This window comes from Halomonas sp. SpR8 (assembly GCF_031010195.1).
Lineage (GTDB): Bacteria > Pseudomonadota > Gammaproteobacteria > Pseudomonadales > Halomonadaceae > Vreelandella.
In genome coordinates, this window is the sequence record NZ_JAUAMC010000004.1 from 59,277 (window position 1) to 78,175 (window position 18,899).

Genomic DNA, 18,899 nt, shown 5'->3' on the forward strand with positions numbered 1-18,899 from the left:
AGCGTGTGTCGCTTCACTACCCACCCTCACAACAATATAAAGAGGGCACTTCAATGACTAAGCAACGCTTTACAACACCACCGACACTGACACGCCATGCCCTGGTGGCAGCGATTAGCGGTATCGCTACCGTTGGTATCGCGCTCCAAGCCCAGGCGGCCACGGAAGTGAACTTGGGCCATACCCTCTCGTCTACCTCTCACTACTCGGTGGGCGCTGATGCGTTTAAGGAAACGCTTGAGCGCCTGTCCGACGGTGAGTTTACCGTGACCGAGCACACCTCGGGATCACTCGGTGGCGAGCGGGAGATGATCGAAGGCTTACAGATTGGCACGGTCGACGTGGTGATTACCTCGACGGGCCCGCTGGGTAACTTTGTACCCGAAAGCTATGTGCTTGACCTGCCTTTCCTGTTTGAAAACTACGATCAGGCGCGCTGTGTGCTCGACAGTGAGCTTGGCGATGAACTGCTGGAAAAAATGGGTGAGCACGACTTGGTGGGTTTAGCGTGGTCTGAAAATGGCTTTCGCCATCTGACCAACAGCCAGCGGGAGATCGCCACGCCAGCCGATGCCGAAGGTCTGCGCGTACGCACCATGGAGAACGCGGTGCATCAGGAGGCATTCCGTCAGATGGGCGCGCGTCCTACCCCTATGGCTTTCCCTGAGCTGTTCACCGCGCTCCAGCAGGGTACTGTTGATGGCCAGGAAAATCCTATCACCGTCATCGTAGCGACCAACTTCTGGGAAGTGCAGGACTACCTCTCTCTCACTGGGCATGTCTACTCTCCGGCTATCGTACTGGGCTCGCCCATTTTGCTGGACGGCTTAAGCGATGAAGAGCGAGGCTGGTTTATGGAAGCCGCTGCAGCGTCTGCAAAAGCGACCCGTGAAGAGGTATCGCGTTTGGAGCGAGAAGGCGTAGCACTGCTGGAAGAGAACGGCATGACGGTAAAAACTGATATTGATGTCGCACCTTTCCAGGAAGCGGTTCAGCCCGCCTACGAGATATTTACCTCTGAGTACGGCACGGAAATGCTGGAGCGTGTTCAGGAACAGGCCAGCAGTTGTTAACCAACACTGTCGAGCGCTTTCCCTTCCTCGGCCTCCGTAAGTGCCGGAGGCCGCTTTGGCATGGTGATCTCTTATGCTAGCGGTACTTCTTCGTTTTGAGCGTCAGTTAACCCGGCTCGCGATGCTGATCGCCGTGGCGATGTTGGCGATATCGGTGACGCTCAGTTTTTATCAGGTACTCACCCGCTTTGTGTTTAACGCCCCCTCTACCTGGACGGAAGTTGCTTCCCGAGCGGCGATGATCTGGTGCGTGTTTATGGCGGCGGCTGCCACCTTTCGAGGCGGCTATATGATGGCAGTAGAGGTCGTTTATAAAGTCGTTCCAGCACGTTTTATAACGCTACTCGAAATAGCGATTGTGCTCTGCAGCCTGCTGGTTCTCGGCGTACTGATCCATTACGGCATTCAAATGACCATGCGGGTGAGCAATCAAACCATGTCCGGGATGAATATTTCGATGGCATGGGCGTATGCGGCGATACCGACAGGGTCGTTTTTTGCCATTGTGGCGGTGATTGCGCGATTACTGGCGCAGCTTAGCGGTCGAGAGAAAGTGGGGCCGGAGAATAGCGAAATAACGACAGAGGCTCAGGATGGGCAACTGCCGAAAGGAGGGTCACAGCCATGAATATGGTTATTGGCCTATCGCTGATCATTCTATTCACCTTCGGCGTACCGATCGCGATCTCGATTATTCTCGCATCGATTATCGGCATCGAATTCTTTACCCGCCTGCCGCTGCTGTTGGTGCCACAGCAGATGTTTATCGGTATCGATAAATTTCCGCTGATGGCGATTCCATTTTTTATTCTTGCCGGCAACCTGATGGCCGCCGGGGGGATCTCACAGCGATTGGTGGACTTGGCAAAATCCATCGTTGGGCGCGTGCAGGGCGGGCTAGCTATGTCCTGCGTGCTGACCTGCATGATGTTTGCGGCGGTGTCAGGCTCCAGTGTGGCGACTACCTTTGCAATCGGCGCCATTTTGATTCCGGCGATGGTAAAACATGGCTACCCCAAGCCCTTGGCAGCCTCTATACAGGCGTCTTCAGCGGAGTTGGGTGTACTTATCCCGCCATCGATCCCACTGATCCTGTATGGCGTGAGTACCGATACCTCCATCGGCCAGCTGTTCCTCGCCGGTATTGGCCCTGGCATATTGATTGGCAGCGCGCTGATTATCTTTCTCTATCTGTTCTGCAAAGTTCGCGGCTACGGCAAAGACGACTACAAAGACAGCACCGGCTTTATGGTCTCGGTAAAGCGTGCCTGGGTGGCGATGTTGATGCCTGTGGTGGTTATCGGCGGTATCTATGGCGGGATATTTACCCCCACCGAAGCTTCCGCTGTGGCGGTATTTTTTGCTCTGATTGTGGGCGGTTTCTACTATCGCGAGCTGAAGCTGGATGACATGTGGCCGATTTTGCGCCAGAGCGTGATTTCCACCGCCGCCGTTATGTTGATTATTGCTGCCGCCTCGCTGTTTAGCTTTCTGCTCAGCCGCACAGGGCTGCCTGCGCAAATCGCCATCTTGGTCACCAACACTATCAATGACCCCATGATGTTTTTGTTGGTGGTCAATGCGTTGCTGCTGATCGTCGGTATGTTTATAGAAACGTCCGCTGCTATTTTGGTACTGGCACCGATCCTCACGCCGATAGCCATTCAGTTTGGTATTCACCCCGTCCACTTCGGCTTAGTCATGGTGGTCAACTTGGCGCTTGGCATGATTACCCCGCCGCTGGGCGTGAATCTGTTTGCTGCCTGTGCCGTCGCCAAAATATCGATTGATCAAATGCTGCCATGGTTGGTGCGCTTTGTGCTGGTCGTACTCGCGTGTTTGATGGCGATTACCTATATGCCTTGGATCTCCATGGGACTGGTGAATACTTTCTATGGTTAGAAAAGTCGTTATGTTAAGTGAACTCAACAATGACAATAAAAGGAGCGTTAAATGTCGTATTCAATGGCCTTGCCACCGCAGCAAGCACTGATCGGTGGTGAGTGGGTAGAAACGGCCGCTACCCTACAGATAGAGGCTCCTGCCACGGGAGAACCCCTGGCGCGTATTGCGCGCAGTCAGGCAGAAGACGTTGATGCAGCGGTAAAGGCAGCACGCCAGGCATTTTCCGGTCAGCTAGGTGAATGGGCACGCTGGTCTGCGCGGCAGCGCAGCGAATGGCTGCTGCGCTTTGCCGAGGTGATCGAAGCGCATCATGAACATCTGGCACAGCTTGAGTGTGGAGATACCGGTAAGCCGATGACCCAGGCCAAAGGCGATATTGCCGCCTGCGCCCGCTACTTCCGCTTTTACGGCGGCGCGGCGGATAAGCTCCACGGTGAGACCATTCCCTTTGAAAACGACTTCGCCGTGATGACCCTGCGCGAACCCTACGGCGTATGCGCGCAAATTATTCCCTGGAATTATCCTTCCCAGATATTTGGCCGCTGTGTGGCAGCGGCATTAGCGGCAGGCAATACCATCGTGCTAAAACCCGCCGAAGATGCCTGCTTGAGCGTGCTGCGTTTGGCGGAACTGGCCGTGGGTCATGGCCTGCCTGCCGGGGCACTTAATGTGGTGCCAGGGCTTGGCTATGAAGCAGGCGCCGCGCTTGCTGCCCATCCCAACATTGACCATCTCTCGTTTACCGGCTCCCCGGAAACCGGCACCCACGTTGCCCAAGCCGCCGCGCAGCACCATGTGCCGGTTACGTTGGAATTGGGAGGCAAATCCCCCCAACTTGTATTTGCCGATGCGGATCTCGACGCTGCGCTTCCTGCAGTGGTGCGCGGGATTATTCAGAACGCCGGGCAGACCTGTTCAGCTGGCAGCCGCCTGCTGGTTCAACGTGACATCGCAGATAGCGTGGTAGCGAATCTTTGCGAGCGCTTCGCCGCTCTGCGCTGTGATGCGGGGGAAGCGGATGCGGACTGTGGCCCGCTGATCAATGCGCGTCAAAAAGCCAAGCTGGAAGCGCGCCTGACGACCGCCGAAGCCGATGGTATCCGCGTGGCGGCAAAAGGCCAATTAGCGCCGAGCGCACCGGCTGGCGGTCATTTTGTGTTGCCCCAGCTGTTGATCGATATTCCTGAAGGCCATGAAGTGCTGCGCGAAGAGCTATTTGGTCCGGTGCTAGTAGTGCAGGTGTTTGATGATGAGGCCGAAGCGCTTGCCCTCGCCAATGCCACTGATTTTGGTCTATGTGCAGGTGTCTGGACGCGGGATGGCGGGCGTCAGCTACGCCTAGCCAAAGGTATTCGCAGTGGCCAGGTATTTATTAACAACTACGGCGCCGCCGGTGGTGTTGAGTTACCTTTCGGTGGCGTTGGCCGCTCCGGTCATGGCCGTGAGAAGGGCTTTGAAGGGCTGCGTAGCTACACACGGATTAAAACTGTCGCGATTAAACATTAACGAGTGCTTCACTTGTAAGGAGATAACAATGACAACATCACGCCAGGTAGGCATCGTCGGTGTGGGCCTAATGGGCCATGGGATTGCCAGCAGTCTGCTCCGCGCAGGCCATCAGATCAGCTTTCTTGAGCACCCAGGCAATCAGCCGGTGGATGACTTGCTGGAAGCCGGTGCCACCATGCTAAGTTCGGGGCGAGAAGTAGCGCAAAACGCTGAAGTAGTGATTCTGTGCGTCACCGGCTCACCCCAGGTAGAGGCCGTGCTGTTTGAACCCAACGGCGTATTGGAAGGATTAAAGGCAGGTGGTGTGGTAGTGGACTGCTCTACAGCATTGCCCAGCTCAACTGAAAAAGTGGCTACCAGAGTCACCGAAGCGGGCGGGCGCTTTATGGACGCGGCCATGACGCGCACGCCCAAAGAAGCGGCTGAAGGGCGGCTCAACTTGATCGTCGGCGCACCGAAGGCGCTGTTTGATGAAACGCTGCCGCTACTACAAGGCTTTGCCGAAAATATTGCCCATGCGGGCGATGTTGGCGCGGGCCACACGCTAAAATTGCTGCATAACTTTGTTTCGCTGGGGTTTTCGGCGGTCTTGGCCGAGGCCACGGCGGCATCTCGCAAAGCAGGCATTAGCGATACCGCCCTGTTAGAAGTGCTGGGGGCCGGTGGCGGCGGAGGGGTAGTGTTAGAACGCCTGCGTCCCTATATTGCTGAAAACGATCCTTCAGGCTTTAAGTTTAGCGTTGCCAATGCCAGCAAAGACCTGGGTTACTACCACACGATGACCGAAGATCTCGCCGTAGAGGGAGGTATCGCTGAAGCCGTTCGCAACCTGTATAAATCGGTTGAAGATCAAAGCCTGCCAATACCCGCGCTAATCGGTGTGCTAGAGCGGCGTTAAGGTAGAGACCCTCTCAGCAGTCGTTATCTCGGCGGGGCTTCCCATACGCCGCCAAAAACACATCCACGGCGCTGCTGATCTGGCGGTGAAGCTCTTCATCACAGGGCGGTTGGCGCACGCCCATACGGACTTCTGTGACCAGCATGCCCTGCCACATGCTGCACAGTTGGGTGGCGGCAAGCGTGGGTGTGCCAAGTGTTAAATGCCCGGTTTGGGCTAACCCCTCCAATTTCTCCTGCAACCACTGCTTAGTGGCCCAGGGGCCTGCCTCGAAATACGCCCGTAGAAGCTCCGGGTACTGCTCGCCCTGGGCGGTCATTACCCGTTCAACCGCCAGCACATGGGGCTCTAATAAAAAGCGCACCAGGCTTAAACCGACCTCGATCAGCGATTGGCGCACCGCCCTGTGGGTGTCGGGCAGTTTATCCAACCCCCTGCGGATAGTTTCGGTTTCGCGCTGGATCACACTGCCAAACAGCGCCTCTTTGGTCGCAAAGTGGCCGTAAACGGTGACTTTGGAAACCCCCGCTTCTCGGGCAACGGCTTCCATCGTTACGCCCTCTAAGCCGTGGTGAAAAAACAAACACGCCGCCGCATCCATCATGGCCTCCCGTTTTGCCATATCTTTAGGTCGGCCAGCGCGGCGTATTGGTTCAGGCGAGGTATGTTGAGAATCTGTCATTTGGTGCAATCCGTGCCCATCGAGTAAATAAATATTGAACGTACGCGTACAAATATTATAGTGAACGGTATCGTTCAAGAATAAACCATTTCGAGGTCATTATGGGTAGGTTATTAGCGTCTTCTTGGCGCCACCGACTACGCGGCACGTTGGCGGCGCTGCTGATGATAGGTGTCACACTGGCGGCGGTGTTTTTCCTGACCAGCCAGCGCAGCAGTGCTCAGCAGGCCCGCCAGCAAGGCGCTGATAACGCTCTACTGCAGGTGGCGACCGAGGCCCTGGAACAAGCCGAACAGTTGCAGCGTGATGTGCGCTTAACCGGGCGTGTGGTGGCGCGTCAGTCGGTATCACTGGCATTCGAACCCGCAGGAAGGGTCACTGCTGTGTCCGCAGACAGAGGCGATGCGGTTAGGCAGGGGGATGTGCTGGCCACGCTGAATACCCGCCGATTAGAGAGCCGCTTGGCGGAGGTCGCCGCGCGCAGTGAGGAAGCCCGTGCCAGCCTCGCCCTCGCCCAGCGCCAGGAGGAGCGTGAAGCGCAGCTACACCAGAATAACTTTGCCAGCCGTACCGCACTGGATCAGGCCCGTACCGATCGGCTAACCCTTCAGGCTCAACTTGCGGCGCTGGCTGCCGAGCGCGATAGCCTAACCGCCGATTTGGATGACAGCACATTAAAAGCGCCCTTTACCGGACGGGTGATCGAGCGCTATGTCAGTGTTGGTAGTTTGGTGAGTAGCGGCACGACTGCTTTTGATCTTATCGATGTTGAGCAGTTAGAAGCGCATCTTGGCTTACCCGCTGCGCTGGCGGCCACGTTTACCCCAGGCGAGGTCGTTGAACTGAGTGTCAATGGCGAGGCGATCCACGCAGAGGTGCGTGCCCGGCTGCCCCAGGTTGACAGCGACAGCCGTACCCAGACGCTGGTGGTATCGCTGGGTGAGCCCGGCAGCGCCGTTCCCGGCGATTTGGCAGAACTGCACTACACGATCACCGAGCCCGCAAGCGGCTACTGGGTGCCGTTGGATTCCCTGCAAGCCGCTGACCGTGGCCTGTGGAATGTATTGGTGGCCGAGCCGATAGAAAATGATCACTACCGTGTGGCCCAGGCCAGCGTGGAACTGCTGCACAGCGAAGGCGAGCAAGCCTTTGTGCGCGGTACGCTAGCGCCGGGTATGCGGCTGATTACCAGCGGCACCCACCGGATTACCCCAGGACAGCAGGTCACGTTGAGCGAGGAAGTGGCCAATGAAGCGCCTTGAGTGGTTATTTAACCGACGACTGTTAGCGCTCGCGCTGGGCCTTCTTGTGGTCGCCGGGCTGTCGGCCATTCAAACGTTGCCACGTGCGGAGGATCCTCACTTGGTAGCGCGCATGGCGACCGTACTAGCGCCTTTTCCGGGTGCCACCCCAGAACAGGTCGAAGCCTTGGTGGCGCGCCCTATTGAGGATGAGCTACGCACCATCGCCGAAATTAACGTGCTGGAATCCACCTCACGCCAAGGCATTGCGGTGATTAGCCTTGAGCTCGAGGACGCGGTGACTAATGTAACGCCGGTGTGGAGTCGCGTGCGTGACAAGCTGGCCGACGTGGCGCCTACACTGCCTGACGGCGTGCAAACGCCAGAGCTGCTGGATGATCGGGGCTACGCGTTTAGCATCGTGGCCGCGCTGCGCTGGACATTGGACTCCCCGCCCAATCCCCAACTGATAGAGCGCTACGCCGAGCGTTTGGAAGCAGCGTTTCGAAACGTCCCTGGCACGGAGTATACCCACCGCTTCGGCGTGGCGGGGGAGCAAGTAGAGGTGAGCGTTAACCCGCTTGAACTGAACGCCTTGGGGCTCTCGGTTGGGCAGTTAGCAGCCACCATTGAGGCAAGCGACGGTCGGCGTACCGCTGGTGAAGTGGTTACCGACGGCCACCGGCTAACGGTGGGGCTAAGCGGTGAATTCGATGCGCTTGATAGGCTGCGCGATATAGAAGTGGCGACTCGTCAGGGGCAAACCGTCAGGCTTGGCGAGTTGGCTGAACTACGCCGCGGCGTACAAGACCCCCCAGCTGCGGTGGCACTGCTAAACGGCGAGCGTGCGGTGTTTGTCGGCGCACGTATGGCGCCCGGCCAGCGAATTGATCGCTGGGTGGAACAAGCCCAGCAGCAGTTGGCGGCGTTTGCCGACGAGCTACCGGTCGGTATCGCGGTTGAAGAGGTCTTCGAGCAAGCCAGTTACACCAATCAGCGTTTGAGTGACGTGGCAGTTAGCCTATTGATAGGGCTGGTGCTGGTGGTGGCGATCCTGTTCCTGACCATGGGCTGGCGCTCGGCGGTGACAGTGGGACTGGCGATTCCCGCCACGGCCCTGCTTACCCTGGCGTTTTTCAAGCCGCTGGGTATCGATATCCACCAGATGAGCATTACCGGCATTATTGTGGCCCTGGGGCTGATGGTCGATAACGCCATTGTGATGACCAACGCCCTGCGCGAGCGTTTTTTGAAAGGCGATTCAGCGCTGGCCGCTACCCGGGACACACTGCGGCACTTGGCAGTGCCGCTGCTGGCCAGTACCTTAACCACCATTCTGGCGTTTATGCCGATTGTGTTGATGCCAGGCCCTGCGGGAGAGTTTGTAGGGCCCCTGGCCATGGCGGTGATGGTTGCGCTGGTAAGCTCTTATCTGGTCTCGTTGCTGCTGGTGCCGGCCCTGTCACCCATGCTGTTAGCCAAGGTCGCTGACAAACCTCCAGCGCCAACCGAAAGCGGCATCAGCTATAGGGTTAAGCGCGGTTTTCGCCGAACGGTACGCAGTGCGCTGCGTCATCCCTGGGCCGCGATGATCATCACTCTGTGCATCCCGGTGGGTGGCATGGCGTTGATGCCTACACTGGACGTGGCATTTTTCCCACCCGCAGACCGCGATCAGTTTCATATAGAGGTGCGCTTGCCTCCTGCCAGCAGTATGGCCAACAGCGAAGCCCTGGCCCATGAGGTCGAGGCCATGATTCGGGAGTTGCCGGGCGTCACCCGCGTCTCGGCGTTTGTGGGTGAAAGCGCGCCGATGATGTACTATAACGTGCTTACCAATGAGGATAACAACCCAGCGTTCGTGCATCTGATTGTGGACACAACGTCTTTACAGATCACTAACGAGCGGGTGCCCGCCCTGCAGCAGGCGCTTGATCAGCGGTTCCCCCAGGCCCAAAGCGTAGTGCGCAAGTATGAACAGGGGCCCCCGTTTAAAGCCCCAATTGAACTTCGTGTCTATGGCGATGATCTAGCGGTACTGTCATCGCTGGGGCTTGAATTGGCGGGGCTCATGCACGAACTGCCGCAAGTCACCCATGTGCGGGCGGGCATGCAGCGTGATTTGCCCAGGTTAACCCTTGATATCGACCACACGGCACTAAGTGATGCAGGATTAACGCCGCAGCGACTAGCGGAACAAGTGGGGGCGGCGCTCTCGGGACAATCAGCCGGCATGTTGCTGGAGGACACGCAGCAACTACCAGTGCGGGTGCGCTACGCCGATGAGTGGCGCACTAACGCCGAACAGCTGGCGGCGCTGCGTCTGGTCAGCGACCAGGTGACTGAGGGTCTGCCACTGGCGGCGGTGGCAGAGGTGTCACTCACGCCTGCCTGGAGCGTGATTACCCGCCGTAACGCTGAACGGATGCAGTTGGTACAAGGCTACCTGGTGGCCGACGCTCTTCCGGCGGTCTCAATGGCTCAACTAGATGCTAAGCTTCAGGCGGCGTTGGAATCGGGTGCATTCCAACTGCCCCCAGGTTACCGAATTGAGACCGGTGGCGAAGCCGCCGAGCGTGATGAAGCCGTGAATCAGCTGCTTGCCTCAGTGGTGTTGCTGGTCATCGCCATGGTGGCCACCGTGGTGCTGGCCTTTAACTCCTTCCGGCGGGCCGCCATTGTGTTTATCGCTGGAGCTCAAGCAATGGGCATGGGTATTGTGGCGCTGCTGCTAAGCGGGCATGCGTTCGGCTTTGTGATTATCGTCGGCATCATGGGGCTGGTAGGGGTGGCAATTAATGCCACTATTATCATTATTGCTGCCTTTGATGACGATAAAGCCGCCCGCCGCGGCGACATTGATGCCATGCTGACGGTGATCAGTGGCCCCACCAGCCGACATATCGTCTCGACTACGATCACTACCTTTGCCGGTTTAATACCGCTGATGGTGGCTTCCGGCGGCCTTTGGCCACCCTTCGCGCAAACTATTGGATTTGGTCTACTCTTAGCAACGCTAGTGTCGTTTGTCTTTACGCCTGCGCTTTATCGGCTGTGGATATCGCGGCCTGCTTGGGGGTAGTAATATGACCACTCGACTCTGTTACCCGGATAAGGAAATAGCATCTATCAGTGCTTAGCAACAGACGATGAGAATCAGCAGGCCCTAGGTATTTACCCAGTCGTATCACTAAAAAGTCGGATCAAACGAGTGGACCACGCCCTTCATCCAGCTAAATGCAAAGGGCGTGATCGCCTTTCCACGGGTGGCATAGTAAAACCAGCGAAGCAGGCCTAAGCTGGGTCGCGATCAATCGCGAACGCTGACCACGCCTGACGAACGGTCATGATTTCCAAACGATTGATATTGATATGGTCGGGGAGCGTGGCCAGATAGTAAAGTTGCTCGGCAATATCTTCCGCCTGAAGTGGTGTGGTGCCTCGGTAAAGCGCATCGGAGGCGGCCTGATCGCCTTTGGTTCTAACTAGGGTGAACTCTGTTTCTGCAAGGCCGGGGGCAAGATCAGTCACACGGACACCGGTACCGAGCAGGTCGCAGCGTAAGTTGTAGCTGAACTGCTGTACAAAGGCTTTGGAGGCGCCATACACATGCCCGCCTGGATACGGCCATTGCCCCGCCACCGAGCCAAGATTCAGAATACTCGCCCCCTTGCCAGTTTTGAGTAGCAGCGGCAACGCCGCGTGGGTCACGTTGACCAGGCCCGTGATATTGGTATCGATCATGGTGTGCCAATCTTCCAACGCCACTTTTTGCGCCGGTTCCGGCGCTAGGGCTAACCCCGCATTATTGATTAAACACGTCAGCGGCAGAAAGCTTTCTGGCAGCTGGCTAATGGCGTCAGTGACCGCGTCACTATCTCGTACATCGAGGGCCAGCGTTAGCACAGGCACCTGCTGAGAGAGCTCCTCTTCCAGTGCTTTTAGGCGCTCTTCACGACGGCCCGTTAGAATCAGCGACCATCCTGCTTTGGCAAAGCGCTGCGCTGCCGCTTTACCAAACCCCGAAGTAGCTCCCGTGATAAGTACGCTAGGCATTGCACGATCTCCATGTTAGTTAATGCTTAATAGGGCGATATTGCCCATGGTTGCTTCACTGTAAGCAACGTTGGCCCAAGTCATTAGGGCCAGTTAGCAACAGCCGATGTGACATTCGCTGTCCCGTTGATGTGTTGTGACTGGCCCTACAGCCTCAAGGATCAAACTCACTAGGCTGGCAAGCACACTATTTGCTAATGGATTAAACAGGGTGCCTGCTATGAATACCGCTATTGCCGCTTCTTATCCACCCGCACGTAATAATTACCCCAACTGCCTGCGCCAGCGATTCTCGATGGTGTCCAACTCGGCAGCCCCATAATGCGCATGACCGTGTTGCCCGTAGTAGGCCCATAATTGATCGCCGTAATCGAAGTGCCACCACTCGCTGGGCAGGTTGGTGAAGCCTTGCCGCTGCATGGTGTGATAGAGCAGGCGACGGTGATCCCGCGCCTTGTGTTGCTGTGGGCTCAGCGTTTCCAAATGCTCGAAATAGTCGCTATGAGAGGCTGGAATTGCCTCGTCAAATAGAGTGCCCATATCCAGCGGTAGGCCATCGGCATCACACAGCGTGACGTCGACCGCCCCGCCGGTAAGGTGCGGGCTGGGGGCTAACGGGTCACGGCTGGGTACCGAGACAAACTCCCTTGTGCGCTCCAGTAACTCCGCTTCACTGAGGTCGGGTTGGTGGTGGTGGATGGCTTCATGCAGGGTATCAAACAAGTACTGCTGCACCCGCCATGGCCGCCAGCCGTCCAGTACGATTAAACCGATGCCGTCGGGTAAGCTGCGTGCAGCAGCGAGTAGCGCCCGATAAACCCCCTCACGAACAAAACACTCCGCTACCGCACCCGGAATGCCAAGCCGCGCATAGGCGGGGAACACGCTGACCGGTGCCGGGGCGAGGCTCATCGGTACCAGGCGTTCACCGTTATCTTTAATAGGCGCGCAGCGCAGCTGCTCCCAGCAGGGGGCTGGGTGGCTGGGGATAGGCGGCAAAGCCTTTAAGAGTGTGTTCAAAGGCATTATGTTATCCAAGCAGAGTGTTCTTCAAGAAGAGCATTAGCAAAACTGGTTATTAAAACTGGTTATCAAAACTGAGTCGGTAGCCACAGCGTCAGCGGTGGAAACAGGATTAATAGAATAAGCACTGCTATCGCCGTTAGTACAAAGGGCCAAATGGTTCTGAACAGTGACACTATCTCTAGTCGACTGACCGCGGCGGCCACGAACACGCAGGCGCCTAATGGTGGCGTGATCAGTGCAATAGTAATGTTCAGCGTGATGATGACGCCTAGATGGATGGGGTCGATACCCGCCATCATGGCCACCGGCGCAAAGATAGGCGTCAGTAGCATCAATGCCGACACCTCCTCCATAAACATACCTGTCACAAAGGTAATGGCACTCAGTAACAGTAGAATTAATATTGCGTTATCTATGTAAGGAGATAATAGGGAGACAAATTGCGCGGGCACTTGAGCATAAGAGAGTAGCCAGCTAATCGTGGCCGAGGCTGCCATGATCAAAAAGATCGCTGAGGTTAAGCGTGCCGTATCAAGGATGGCTTGCCAACACTCCTTGAAACGCAACCCTCCCAGCACAAAACCACATAGGGCCACGTACAGCGCTGTCAAAGCGCCCGACTCAGTAGGCGTAACAAAGCCCAGCACGATACCCGCAACGATAATGAAGGGGGCGATAAGTGCAGGCAGGGCGGCTACGAAGGCTATCGCAAGCTGGATGAGCGAGGGCAACTGACAGCTTTTAGGCAATCGGTGACGCCAGGCATACCAGGCGTTCATGCCCATAAAGGCAACACCCAGCAGCAGTCCGGGCACGACGCCTGCCATAAATAGATCACCTACTGAGGTGTTCGTCAGTGAGGCATACAGAATCATAAAGATACTGGGGGGAATAATCGGGCCGATCAGCGAGCTCCCAGCAGTTAAACCAGCGGCAAAGGCCCGTGAGTAGCCCTCCTTCTCCATGGCGGGCACTAACAGCGACCCCAGTGCCGAGGTGTCGGCCACCGCTGAGCCATTAACGCCTGCGAAGAAAACGCTCGACACCACATTGACGTGGCCCATACCGCCCCGTAAGTGCCCCACTATCAGGCGGGCGAACCCCATCAAGCGCTCTGTTAAGCCGCTGACGTTCATTAGGTTGCCTGCGAAGATGAACAGCGGGATAGCCATTAAGGAGAACACATTGATACCGCTAAAGAATTGCTGAGGCAGCATACGCGGAATCATCGAGGGGTCGACAAACAGAAAACCCACTATCGCGGTGGTAAGCAGTGCGATGAACAGAGGCAGCCCAAGTAGTACATGGCCTAAGAAAACCGCTAGCATCGTCGCAATCATAGGGAGTCCTCAACGGCTTTGCATAGAGAGTCCTCAACTGTGTTCATAAGGAGTCCTCAACGGTCTTCATAGAAAGTCCTCAACGGTCTTGAGCGGCGCGGGGCCATAGAGAAGCGCATGCCAAGCGAGTAGCAAAAAGCCAATGGGTAGCGAGAGGAGTGGCACCGTGCGGCTAATGCCGAGCCCAGACGTAGTAAACATGCTGACTGATAACGCATAGCGATAGCTTACCCATGCTCCCCCCACTGCAATCACCAGGGTTAGCAACCATTGGTACACATTGAGCAAGCGAGCGAAGGGGGCGGGCAGCAGTTTCTCTAACAGCCCAACGCGCATATGCCCACCTTCCGACCAAACGGCTCCTGCCGCAAGCATCACAGTGGCGATGATTAAGAAACGCGACAGCTCATCTGTCCAGATCGGCGCGCCACCGGCGATATAGCGGGCAAACACACCATATAGAATGGCCGCAACGTTGAGGGATAACAGCGCGCCCGCCAGGGTCAGAGTAACCGGGCGGCTAATAGCCAGTAGCCGGGATCTAAGCGTATGAAACATGGCAGCCTTCCATGAAGCGCTAGAACATTAAGCACAGAAAATAGAGGGCCAGTAAGGTACCAGCTCCTGTGGTTGCAACAGTGTTGAAAAGCCCGTTAGTCGAGCAGTTCGCTCATACCCGCGTCTTCCAGCGCCATATCGATCCAGCGTTGCTCGATATCACGCTCTTCGAGCCATTCCAGATAAGCAGGCTGACCAATTTCGCGGAAAGCGGTGAGCTCCTCTTCAGAAGGGCGAATCACTTCCATACCTTGTTCTTCCAGGTAGGCAATACGTGAATCGACTTGCTCCTCGTTGTGCTCACGGGCATTGTGATTAGCTTCGGCGACGGCTTCCTGGAAGGCGCTACGAAGTTCATCACCCCAACCAGCGATCATTTCGCTATTTCCTACCAGGAACTGGTTGGAATACTGGATATTGGCAAGCGTCAGGTAGTCCTGTACTTCGTAAAGACTGCCCAGAATGATATACATCGGCGGGTTCATCTGGCCGTCGGCCACCCCTGTGCGCAGTGCCATGTAGGTTTCTGTCCAGGGAATCGGCGTGCCGGAGGCACCGAAGGATTCGTAGAGAGCTACTTGGCTGGGATCCATGGCGCGGAAGCGGAGACCTTCGAAGTCGTCAGGGTGACTGATCGGCCTTTCGTTATTGGTGAACGCTAAGAAGCCCCCCTCTTCGACAACTGCCAGCATATCGATACCGGCACGCTCCTGTAGAGCACTGCTGACTTCCTGCCAATACTCACCCTCATCGAAGAAGCTACGTGCCGCCTCAAAGTCGTCGAACAGAAACGGAATGGCGCTGACGAAAATTTCATCAACGAGAGGCGAGACACCTGCGAAAGACGCCACGTTAAGCATTGGTGTGCTCATGGTCTGCTCCATGCGCTCCTGCTCTTCGCCCAGCATGCTGTTCGGGTAGAGCTCAAGCTGGATCTCACCGGCGGTTTTCTCATCTACCAACGCTTTAAGGTTCTCTGCAAAGACGTGGACAGCATTCTTCTCGGGATCGGGGGCACCGTTGTAACTCAGATTAATCGTGGTGGCTGCAAGGGTGTTTCCTGCCATAAAAGCAGAGCCAAGCAGGCAAGCTGAAATGAGTCGTTTAGGTGTAAACATAGGTTGAGCAAGCATCGTAAGTCTCCTGGTTTATTGTCATGAGCTAGAAGGCGCTATAGGCGTGTTATTAGAAAGGAGTGCCTACATAAGATTATGTATTGAGGTGTTGACTATGCAATACCTAAAGGCGTGCTTGCTGTGAACCGTGGCGGAGGCCCACAGCAAGCGTAGTTGTTGTGTTGGCGACTAGGCTAGCGGTTGGACTGCTTGCTGAGTGCGGGCGTTTTTAGCCTCCACCGCATCCGCCAACATATCAGCGGTAATAGCGGAGAGCGTCCAGCCCAGGTGGCCGTGGCCGGTGTTGTAGAACACCGTGGGCAATTTGCCGGGGCCGACCTTGGGCAGCATATTGGGGAGCATCGGGCGCAGGCCCGCCCAGGGCACCACGCGGCGGGTGCTGACGCCAGGGAAGCACTCTTCCACCCAGCGAATCAACGGGCGGATGCGGTTGTCGCGGATATCGCGATTAAAGCCGTTAAACTCGGCGGTGCCGGCGATACGGAAGCGGTCATCCCCAAGGCGGCTGGTGACCAGCTTGGTTTCATCATCGAGCAGGCTGACCGTTGGCGCGGCCTGTTGAGAGGCGGCGTCATCGAGCTGCACAGTAATCGAGTAGCCTTTGACCGGATAGATATTGACCCGGTCACCCAGCTTGGCGGCCAAGGCACGGCTACCAACTCCGGCGCATACCACCACGCTATCAAAGGTTTCGTGCACGGGTTCGCCGTCAGCCTCGCCTTCAATCGCGGCAGTGATCCAGGCGTGTTGTTCGTCCGCGCCGATATCCTGAACGCTGTGGCCATATTTAAGCGTTACGCCGCGACGTGCGGCGGCTTGCGCAAGGCCGTGGGTAAACTTGTGAATATCGCCGGTGGCGTCGCTTTCGGTGAAGAAGCCGCCGTAGTAGTTACCTGCCAGAGTAGGTTCGATGGCGCGCATTTCCTCGGGCGTCACCGGCTGTCGCTCAAGGCCGCCTTGGCTGAGCAGTTGCGATACCTTGGCGGCGTGGGCATAGCCCGCTTTATCGCGGTAGATATGCAGAATACCTTTCTGCTTTAAATCGAAATCGATTTGCTCATCCTTGGCCCACTGAAACAGGTGCTCGCGGGCGGCAATGGCCAGCCGTGCGGTTTCGGTGGTGTTGGCGGAATAGCGCGGAATGGAGGCGATAAACTCGCCAAACCAACTGAGCTTGTGCCAGCTCGGGCGGGGATTGACTAACAGCGGGGCGTCGTTTCTGAGCATCCAACGCAGGCCTTTGATCACGGTCGGCCAGTGGTTCCACACTTCCGCGTTAGAGGCTGAAAGCTGACCGCCATTGGCAAATGACGTCTCCATCGCGGCGTAGCGATGCTTTTCAAAGACAGTGACCTCATAGCCACGTTTGGCCAGGGCGTAGGCGCTGGTAATGCCGGTGATACCACCACCGATAACGGCAATGCGTTGCATAACTCTCTCCGGTTTTCATGAGCGTCGGGGAATCCCACCTAACGGCGTAAATGCTGCTGGGCGTACCCCTTCCGTCATGGAACCTGAGAGATTCGCGTACCCTGTGGGGCGCGCTTGCTCCTTCGGTGGGCTGAGTGACGCAGTCATCAGCCGCTCTTCGGAAAGTGAGGGCAATAGCGGTCCGGTTGCCTGAGAGTTTCCGGGGCAGTTGCTCCTTCGGCGCTGGCGCCATCCTTGTGAGATGCGCCAAGCTCTCCCGCTATTACCTAGTTATTTATTAATCGTACTGGTTTTTAACGTTATCAGCTATACGATAGAAGTCTACCAACGTCGTGAACGCTTATTCCAACGGCCTCACTCAAAGGGCCGGGCACGCGCAATGATCGCCGCGCAATCAAGCCCGGTGGGTAGCGTGCCGGTGCTGAGGCCGTTTCGTTCAGCCAGCCGTCCGGCGCAGAACGCATCGGCCACATAAGCGGGAGCGTGCTGTACCAGCAGGGCGCCTTGCAACGCCAGGGCCATACCATCCGCCAACTGGCGGGCGCGGTATTGAAGCGCTTGGGTATCCTGCATTTGCTGCTGTAACTGGTGAATAAAGCGGTCTAGATGCGCATCAGCGCCTTGTGCCTTGGCGAGTTCGGCAAAGTAGGCGTCGAGCACCTCGGGCTGCTTTTCAATCGCGCGCAGGATATCCAGGCACTGAACGTTACCACTACCTTCCCATATGGCGTTGATGGGCGATTCGCGGAACAGACGCGGCATCATGTGGGTTTCCATGACGCCGCTACCGCCGATGACCTCCATCGCTTCATAAGCGTGGTGGGGGGTGCGCTTACAGATCCAGTACTTGCCGACGGGCGTGGCGATTCGCGAAAGCAGGCGCTCGTGCTCGTTGTCCTGCTGATCCATCGCTCGAGCCATGCGCAGCATCAGGGTGGTCGCGGCTTCACTCTCGATGGCCAGATCGGCGAGCACGTTTTGCATCAGCGGCTGTTCGCTCAAACGCGCCCCGAAGGCATGGCGATGAGAGGCGTGGTGAATAGCCTGGGCGGTGGCCTGGCGCATGCCGGCAGCGGAGCCAATCATGCAGTCGTAGCGGGTCATGGCGACCATCTCTATGATGGTACGCACACCGCGGCCCTCGTCGCCCACCATCCAGGCAAAGGCGCCGCGTAGCTCCGTCTCACTGGAAGCATTCGCCACGTTGCCCATTTTGCGTTTTAACTGCTGGATATGCAGCGGGTTCTTAGTGCCGTCGGGCCGCCAGCGCGGCAGCAAAAAACAGCTCAAGCCGCCGGGCGCCTGGGCGAGCACCAGGAAAGCGTCGCACATCGGCGCGGAGACAAACCACTTATGCCCGACCAGCTCAAAAGCTTCCCCCGGCCCGCCTTGATCAATCGGATAGGCGCGGGTGGTGTTTAGTCGCACATCGGAGCCGCCCTGTTTCTCGGTCATTGCCATGCCAAGGGTGACGCCCTGTTTTTCGAAATAGGGCACGTTGCGCGGGTCGTAGTGAGGCGCGGTGATCTTATCGCCCCATTGTTCAAGCAAGCTAGGCTGATGGCGAAGTGCGGGCAGGGCGGCGAACGTCATGGTGATCGGGCAGCCGTGAGCCGCTTCCACCTGCGTATTCAGATAGTAGTTGGCGGCGCGTGTAACATGGGCGCCCGGCCCTGGGTTTCGCCAGGGGCTGGCGTGGAGGCCTTGCTCTACCGCTGTTTGCATTAGCTGGTGATAGGCCGGGTGAAACTCGATCAAATCGACCCGATGGCCTTGCCGGTCGTGGGTGACCAACTGTGGCGAGTGGCGGTTGGCGTCAAACCCCAGGGCGATGGCTTCAGACGAGCCTGCCCACTGGCCAAACGCCTTGAGTGAAGCGTCGTCAGTGCCACCTTCGCGCTTGACGCCTTCCTGAAGGGCCTTATCAGAGGTGTAGCTGTTGACGTTCTCCAGCGACGGCGGCTGGTTTTCCACCTGATGGGTGCTGGCTTGTAGTTGGTCGGCAAGTGGGTAGTAGTGAGTCATAGCAAGAACCTAGCGCGTA

General features: G+C 57.1%; 15 protein-coding genes and 1 riboswitch. Of the genes, 7 read left to right on the forward strand and 8 right to left on the reverse strand.

The window, feature by feature from the left end; translation table 11 throughout:
• The first annotated feature begins 53 nt into the window (after positions 1 to 53).
• The 5 genes from QT230_RS09695 (at position 54) to QT230_RS09715 (ending at position 5,385) form a co-directional block, all read left to right on the forward strand.
• Positions 54 to 1,073, forward strand: a complete 1,020-nt coding sequence (locus QT230_RS09695) for a TRAP transporter substrate-binding protein (RefSeq protein ID WP_308321465.1) — start codon at positions 54 to 56, stop codon at positions 1,071 to 1,073.
• A gap of 73 nt (positions 1,074 to 1,146) precedes the next feature.
• Positions 1,147 to 1,701 carry a TRAP transporter small permease gene (locus tag QT230_RS09700; protein WP_308321467.1) on the forward strand — a complete coding sequence of 185 codons (555 nt, stop codon included), beginning with the start codon at positions 1,147 to 1,149 and terminating at the stop codon, positions 1,699 to 1,701.
• Positions 1,698 to 2,975 (forward strand): TRAP transporter large permease, encoded by a 1,278-nt coding sequence (locus QT230_RS09705; protein WP_215092781.1) that lies wholly within the window; start codon positions 1,698 to 1,700, stop codon positions 2,973 to 2,975. The genes QT230_RS09700 and QT230_RS09705 overlap by 4 nt, the downstream gene beginning before the upstream one ends.
• A 51-nt stretch (positions 2,976 to 3,026) precedes the next feature.
• Positions 3,027 to 4,484 carry an aldehyde dehydrogenase family protein gene (locus QT230_RS09710; protein WP_308321470.1) on the forward strand — a complete coding sequence of 486 codons (1,458 nt, stop codon included), beginning with the start codon at positions 3,027 to 3,029 and terminating at the stop codon, positions 4,482 to 4,484.
• 28 nt (positions 4,485 to 4,512) lie between these two features.
• Entirely contained in the window at positions 4,513 to 5,385 is an 873-nt protein-coding gene (locus QT230_RS09715; RefSeq protein ID WP_308321471.1) for an NAD(P)-dependent oxidoreductase, read from the forward strand.
• Positions 5,386 to 5,398: 13 nt separating this feature from the next.
• Here QT230_RS09715 and QT230_RS09720 read toward each other — a convergent pair whose 3' ends face one another.
• Positions 5,399 to 6,067, reverse strand: a complete 669-nt coding sequence (locus QT230_RS09720; RefSeq protein WP_308321472.1) for a TetR/AcrR family transcriptional regulator — start codon at positions 6,065 to 6,067, stop codon at positions 5,399 to 5,401.
• Between the two features lie 101 nt (positions 6,068 to 6,168).
• Here QT230_RS09720 and QT230_RS09725 point away from each other — a divergent pair, with 101 nt between their 5' ends.
• Both QT230_RS09725 and QT230_RS09730 read left to right on the forward strand, forming a co-directional pair.
• A complete protein-coding gene (locus QT230_RS09725) occupies positions 6,169 to 7,329 on the forward strand; it encodes an efflux RND transporter periplasmic adaptor subunit (protein ID WP_308321473.1) in 1,161 nt (386 codons plus the stop codon).
• Positions 7,316 to 10,390 carry an efflux RND transporter permease subunit gene (locus tag QT230_RS09730; RefSeq protein WP_308321474.1) on the forward strand — a complete coding sequence of 1,025 codons (3,075 nt, stop codon included), beginning with the start codon at positions 7,316 to 7,318 and terminating at the stop codon, positions 10,388 to 10,390. The genes QT230_RS09725 and QT230_RS09730 overlap by 14 nt, the downstream gene beginning before the upstream one ends.
• A gap of 212 nt (positions 10,391 to 10,602) precedes the next feature.
• Here QT230_RS09730 and QT230_RS09735 read toward each other — a convergent pair whose 3' ends face one another.
• The 7 genes from QT230_RS09735 to QT230_RS09765 form a co-directional block, all read right to left on the reverse strand.
• Positions 10,603 to 11,364, reverse strand: coding sequence for an SDR family NAD(P)-dependent oxidoreductase (locus QT230_RS09735; RefSeq protein WP_308321476.1), 762 nt, complete (start codon positions 11,362 to 11,364; stop codon positions 10,603 to 10,605).
• A 264-nt stretch (positions 11,365 to 11,628) separates the two neighbouring features.
• Entirely contained in the window at positions 11,629 to 12,390 is a 762-nt protein-coding gene (locus tag QT230_RS09740) for a M15 family metallopeptidase (protein ID WP_308321477.1), read from the reverse strand.
• A gap of 65 nt (positions 12,391 to 12,455) precedes the next feature.
• Positions 12,456 to 13,730, reverse strand: a complete 1,275-nt coding sequence (locus QT230_RS09745) for a TRAP transporter large permease (RefSeq protein WP_308321479.1) — start codon at positions 13,728 to 13,730, stop codon at positions 12,456 to 12,458.
• 66 nt (positions 13,731 to 13,796) lie between these two features.
• The gene (locus QT230_RS09750; RefSeq protein WP_308321481.1) at positions 13,797 to 14,288 is read right to left on the reverse strand and encodes a TRAP transporter small permease; all 492 of its coding nucleotides are present in this window, start codon (positions 14,286 to 14,288) and stop codon (positions 13,797 to 13,799) included.
• 95 nt (positions 14,289 to 14,383) lie between these two features.
• Positions 14,384 to 15,421, reverse strand: a complete 1,038-nt coding sequence (dctP, locus tag QT230_RS09755; RefSeq protein WP_308321482.1) for a TRAP transporter substrate-binding protein DctP — start codon at positions 15,419 to 15,421, stop codon at positions 14,384 to 14,386.
• 171 nt (positions 15,422 to 15,592) lie between these two features.
• Entirely contained in the window at positions 15,593 to 16,855 is a 1,263-nt protein-coding gene (locus QT230_RS09760) for a D-amino acid dehydrogenase (RefSeq protein WP_308321483.1), read from the reverse strand.
• 167 nt (positions 16,856 to 17,022) lie between these two features.
• Positions 17,023 to 17,124: riboswitch (glycine riboswitch) on the reverse strand.
• 85 nt (positions 17,125 to 17,209) lie between these two features.
• Positions 17,210 to 18,880, reverse strand: coding sequence for an isovaleryl-CoA dehydrogenase (locus tag QT230_RS09765; RefSeq protein WP_308321484.1), 1,671 nt, complete (start codon positions 18,878 to 18,880; stop codon positions 17,210 to 17,212).
• Between the last annotated feature and the right edge of the window lie 19 nt (positions 18,881 to 18,899).

What these genes read in the sequence shown, in the direction of transcription:
- QT230_RS09695 (WP_308321465.1), top strand. Translation starts at nt 54, where the DNA reads ATGACTAAGCAACGCTTTACAACACCACCGACACTGACACGCCATGCC.
- QT230_RS09700 (WP_308321467.1), top strand. Translation starts at nt 1,147, where the DNA reads ATGCTAGCGGTACTTCTTCGTTTTGAGCGTCAGTTAACCCGGCTCGCG.
- QT230_RS09705 (WP_215092781.1), top strand. Translation starts at nt 1,698, where the DNA reads ATGAATATGGTTATTGGCCTATCGCTGATCATTCTATTCACCTTCGGC.
- QT230_RS09710 (WP_308321470.1), top strand. Translation starts at nt 3,027, where the DNA reads ATGTCGTATTCAATGGCCTTGCCACCGCAGCAAGCACTGATCGGTGGT.
- QT230_RS09715 (WP_308321471.1), top strand. Translation starts at nt 4,513, where the DNA reads ATGACAACATCACGCCAGGTAGGCATCGTCGGTGTGGGCCTAATGGGC.
- QT230_RS09720 (WP_308321472.1), bottom strand. Translation starts at nt 6,067, where the DNA reads ATGACAGATTCTCAACATACCTCGCCTGAACCAATACGCCGCGCTGGC.
- QT230_RS09725 (WP_308321473.1), top strand. Translation starts at nt 6,169, where the DNA reads ATGGGTAGGTTATTAGCGTCTTCTTGGCGCCACCGACTACGCGGCACG.
- QT230_RS09730 (WP_308321474.1), top strand. Translation starts at nt 7,316, where the DNA reads ATGAAGCGCCTTGAGTGGTTATTTAACCGACGACTGTTAGCGCTCGCG.
- QT230_RS09735 (WP_308321476.1), bottom strand. Translation starts at nt 11,364, where the DNA reads ATGCCTAGCGTACTTATCACGGGAGCTACTTCGGGGTTTGGTAAAGCG.
- QT230_RS09740 (WP_308321477.1), bottom strand. Translation starts at nt 12,390, where the DNA reads ATGCCTTTGAACACACTCTTAAAGGCTTTGCCGCCTATCCCCAGCCAC.
- QT230_RS09745 (WP_308321479.1), bottom strand. Translation starts at nt 13,730, where the DNA reads ATGATTGCGACGATGCTAGCGGTTTTCTTAGGCCATGTACTACTTGGG.
- QT230_RS09750 (WP_308321481.1), bottom strand. Translation starts at nt 14,288, where the DNA reads ATGTTTCATACGCTTAGATCCCGGCTACTGGCTATTAGCCGCCCGGTT.
- dctP (WP_308321482.1), bottom strand. Translation starts at nt 15,421, where the DNA reads ATGCTTGCTCAACCTATGTTTACACCTAAACGACTCATTTCAGCTTGC.
- QT230_RS09760 (WP_308321483.1), bottom strand. Translation starts at nt 16,855, where the DNA reads ATGCAACGCATTGCCGTTATCGGTGGTGGTATCACCGGCATTACCAGC.
- QT230_RS09765 (WP_308321484.1), bottom strand. Translation starts at nt 18,880, where the DNA reads ATGACTCACTACTACCCACTTGCCGACCAACTACAAGCCAGCACCCAT.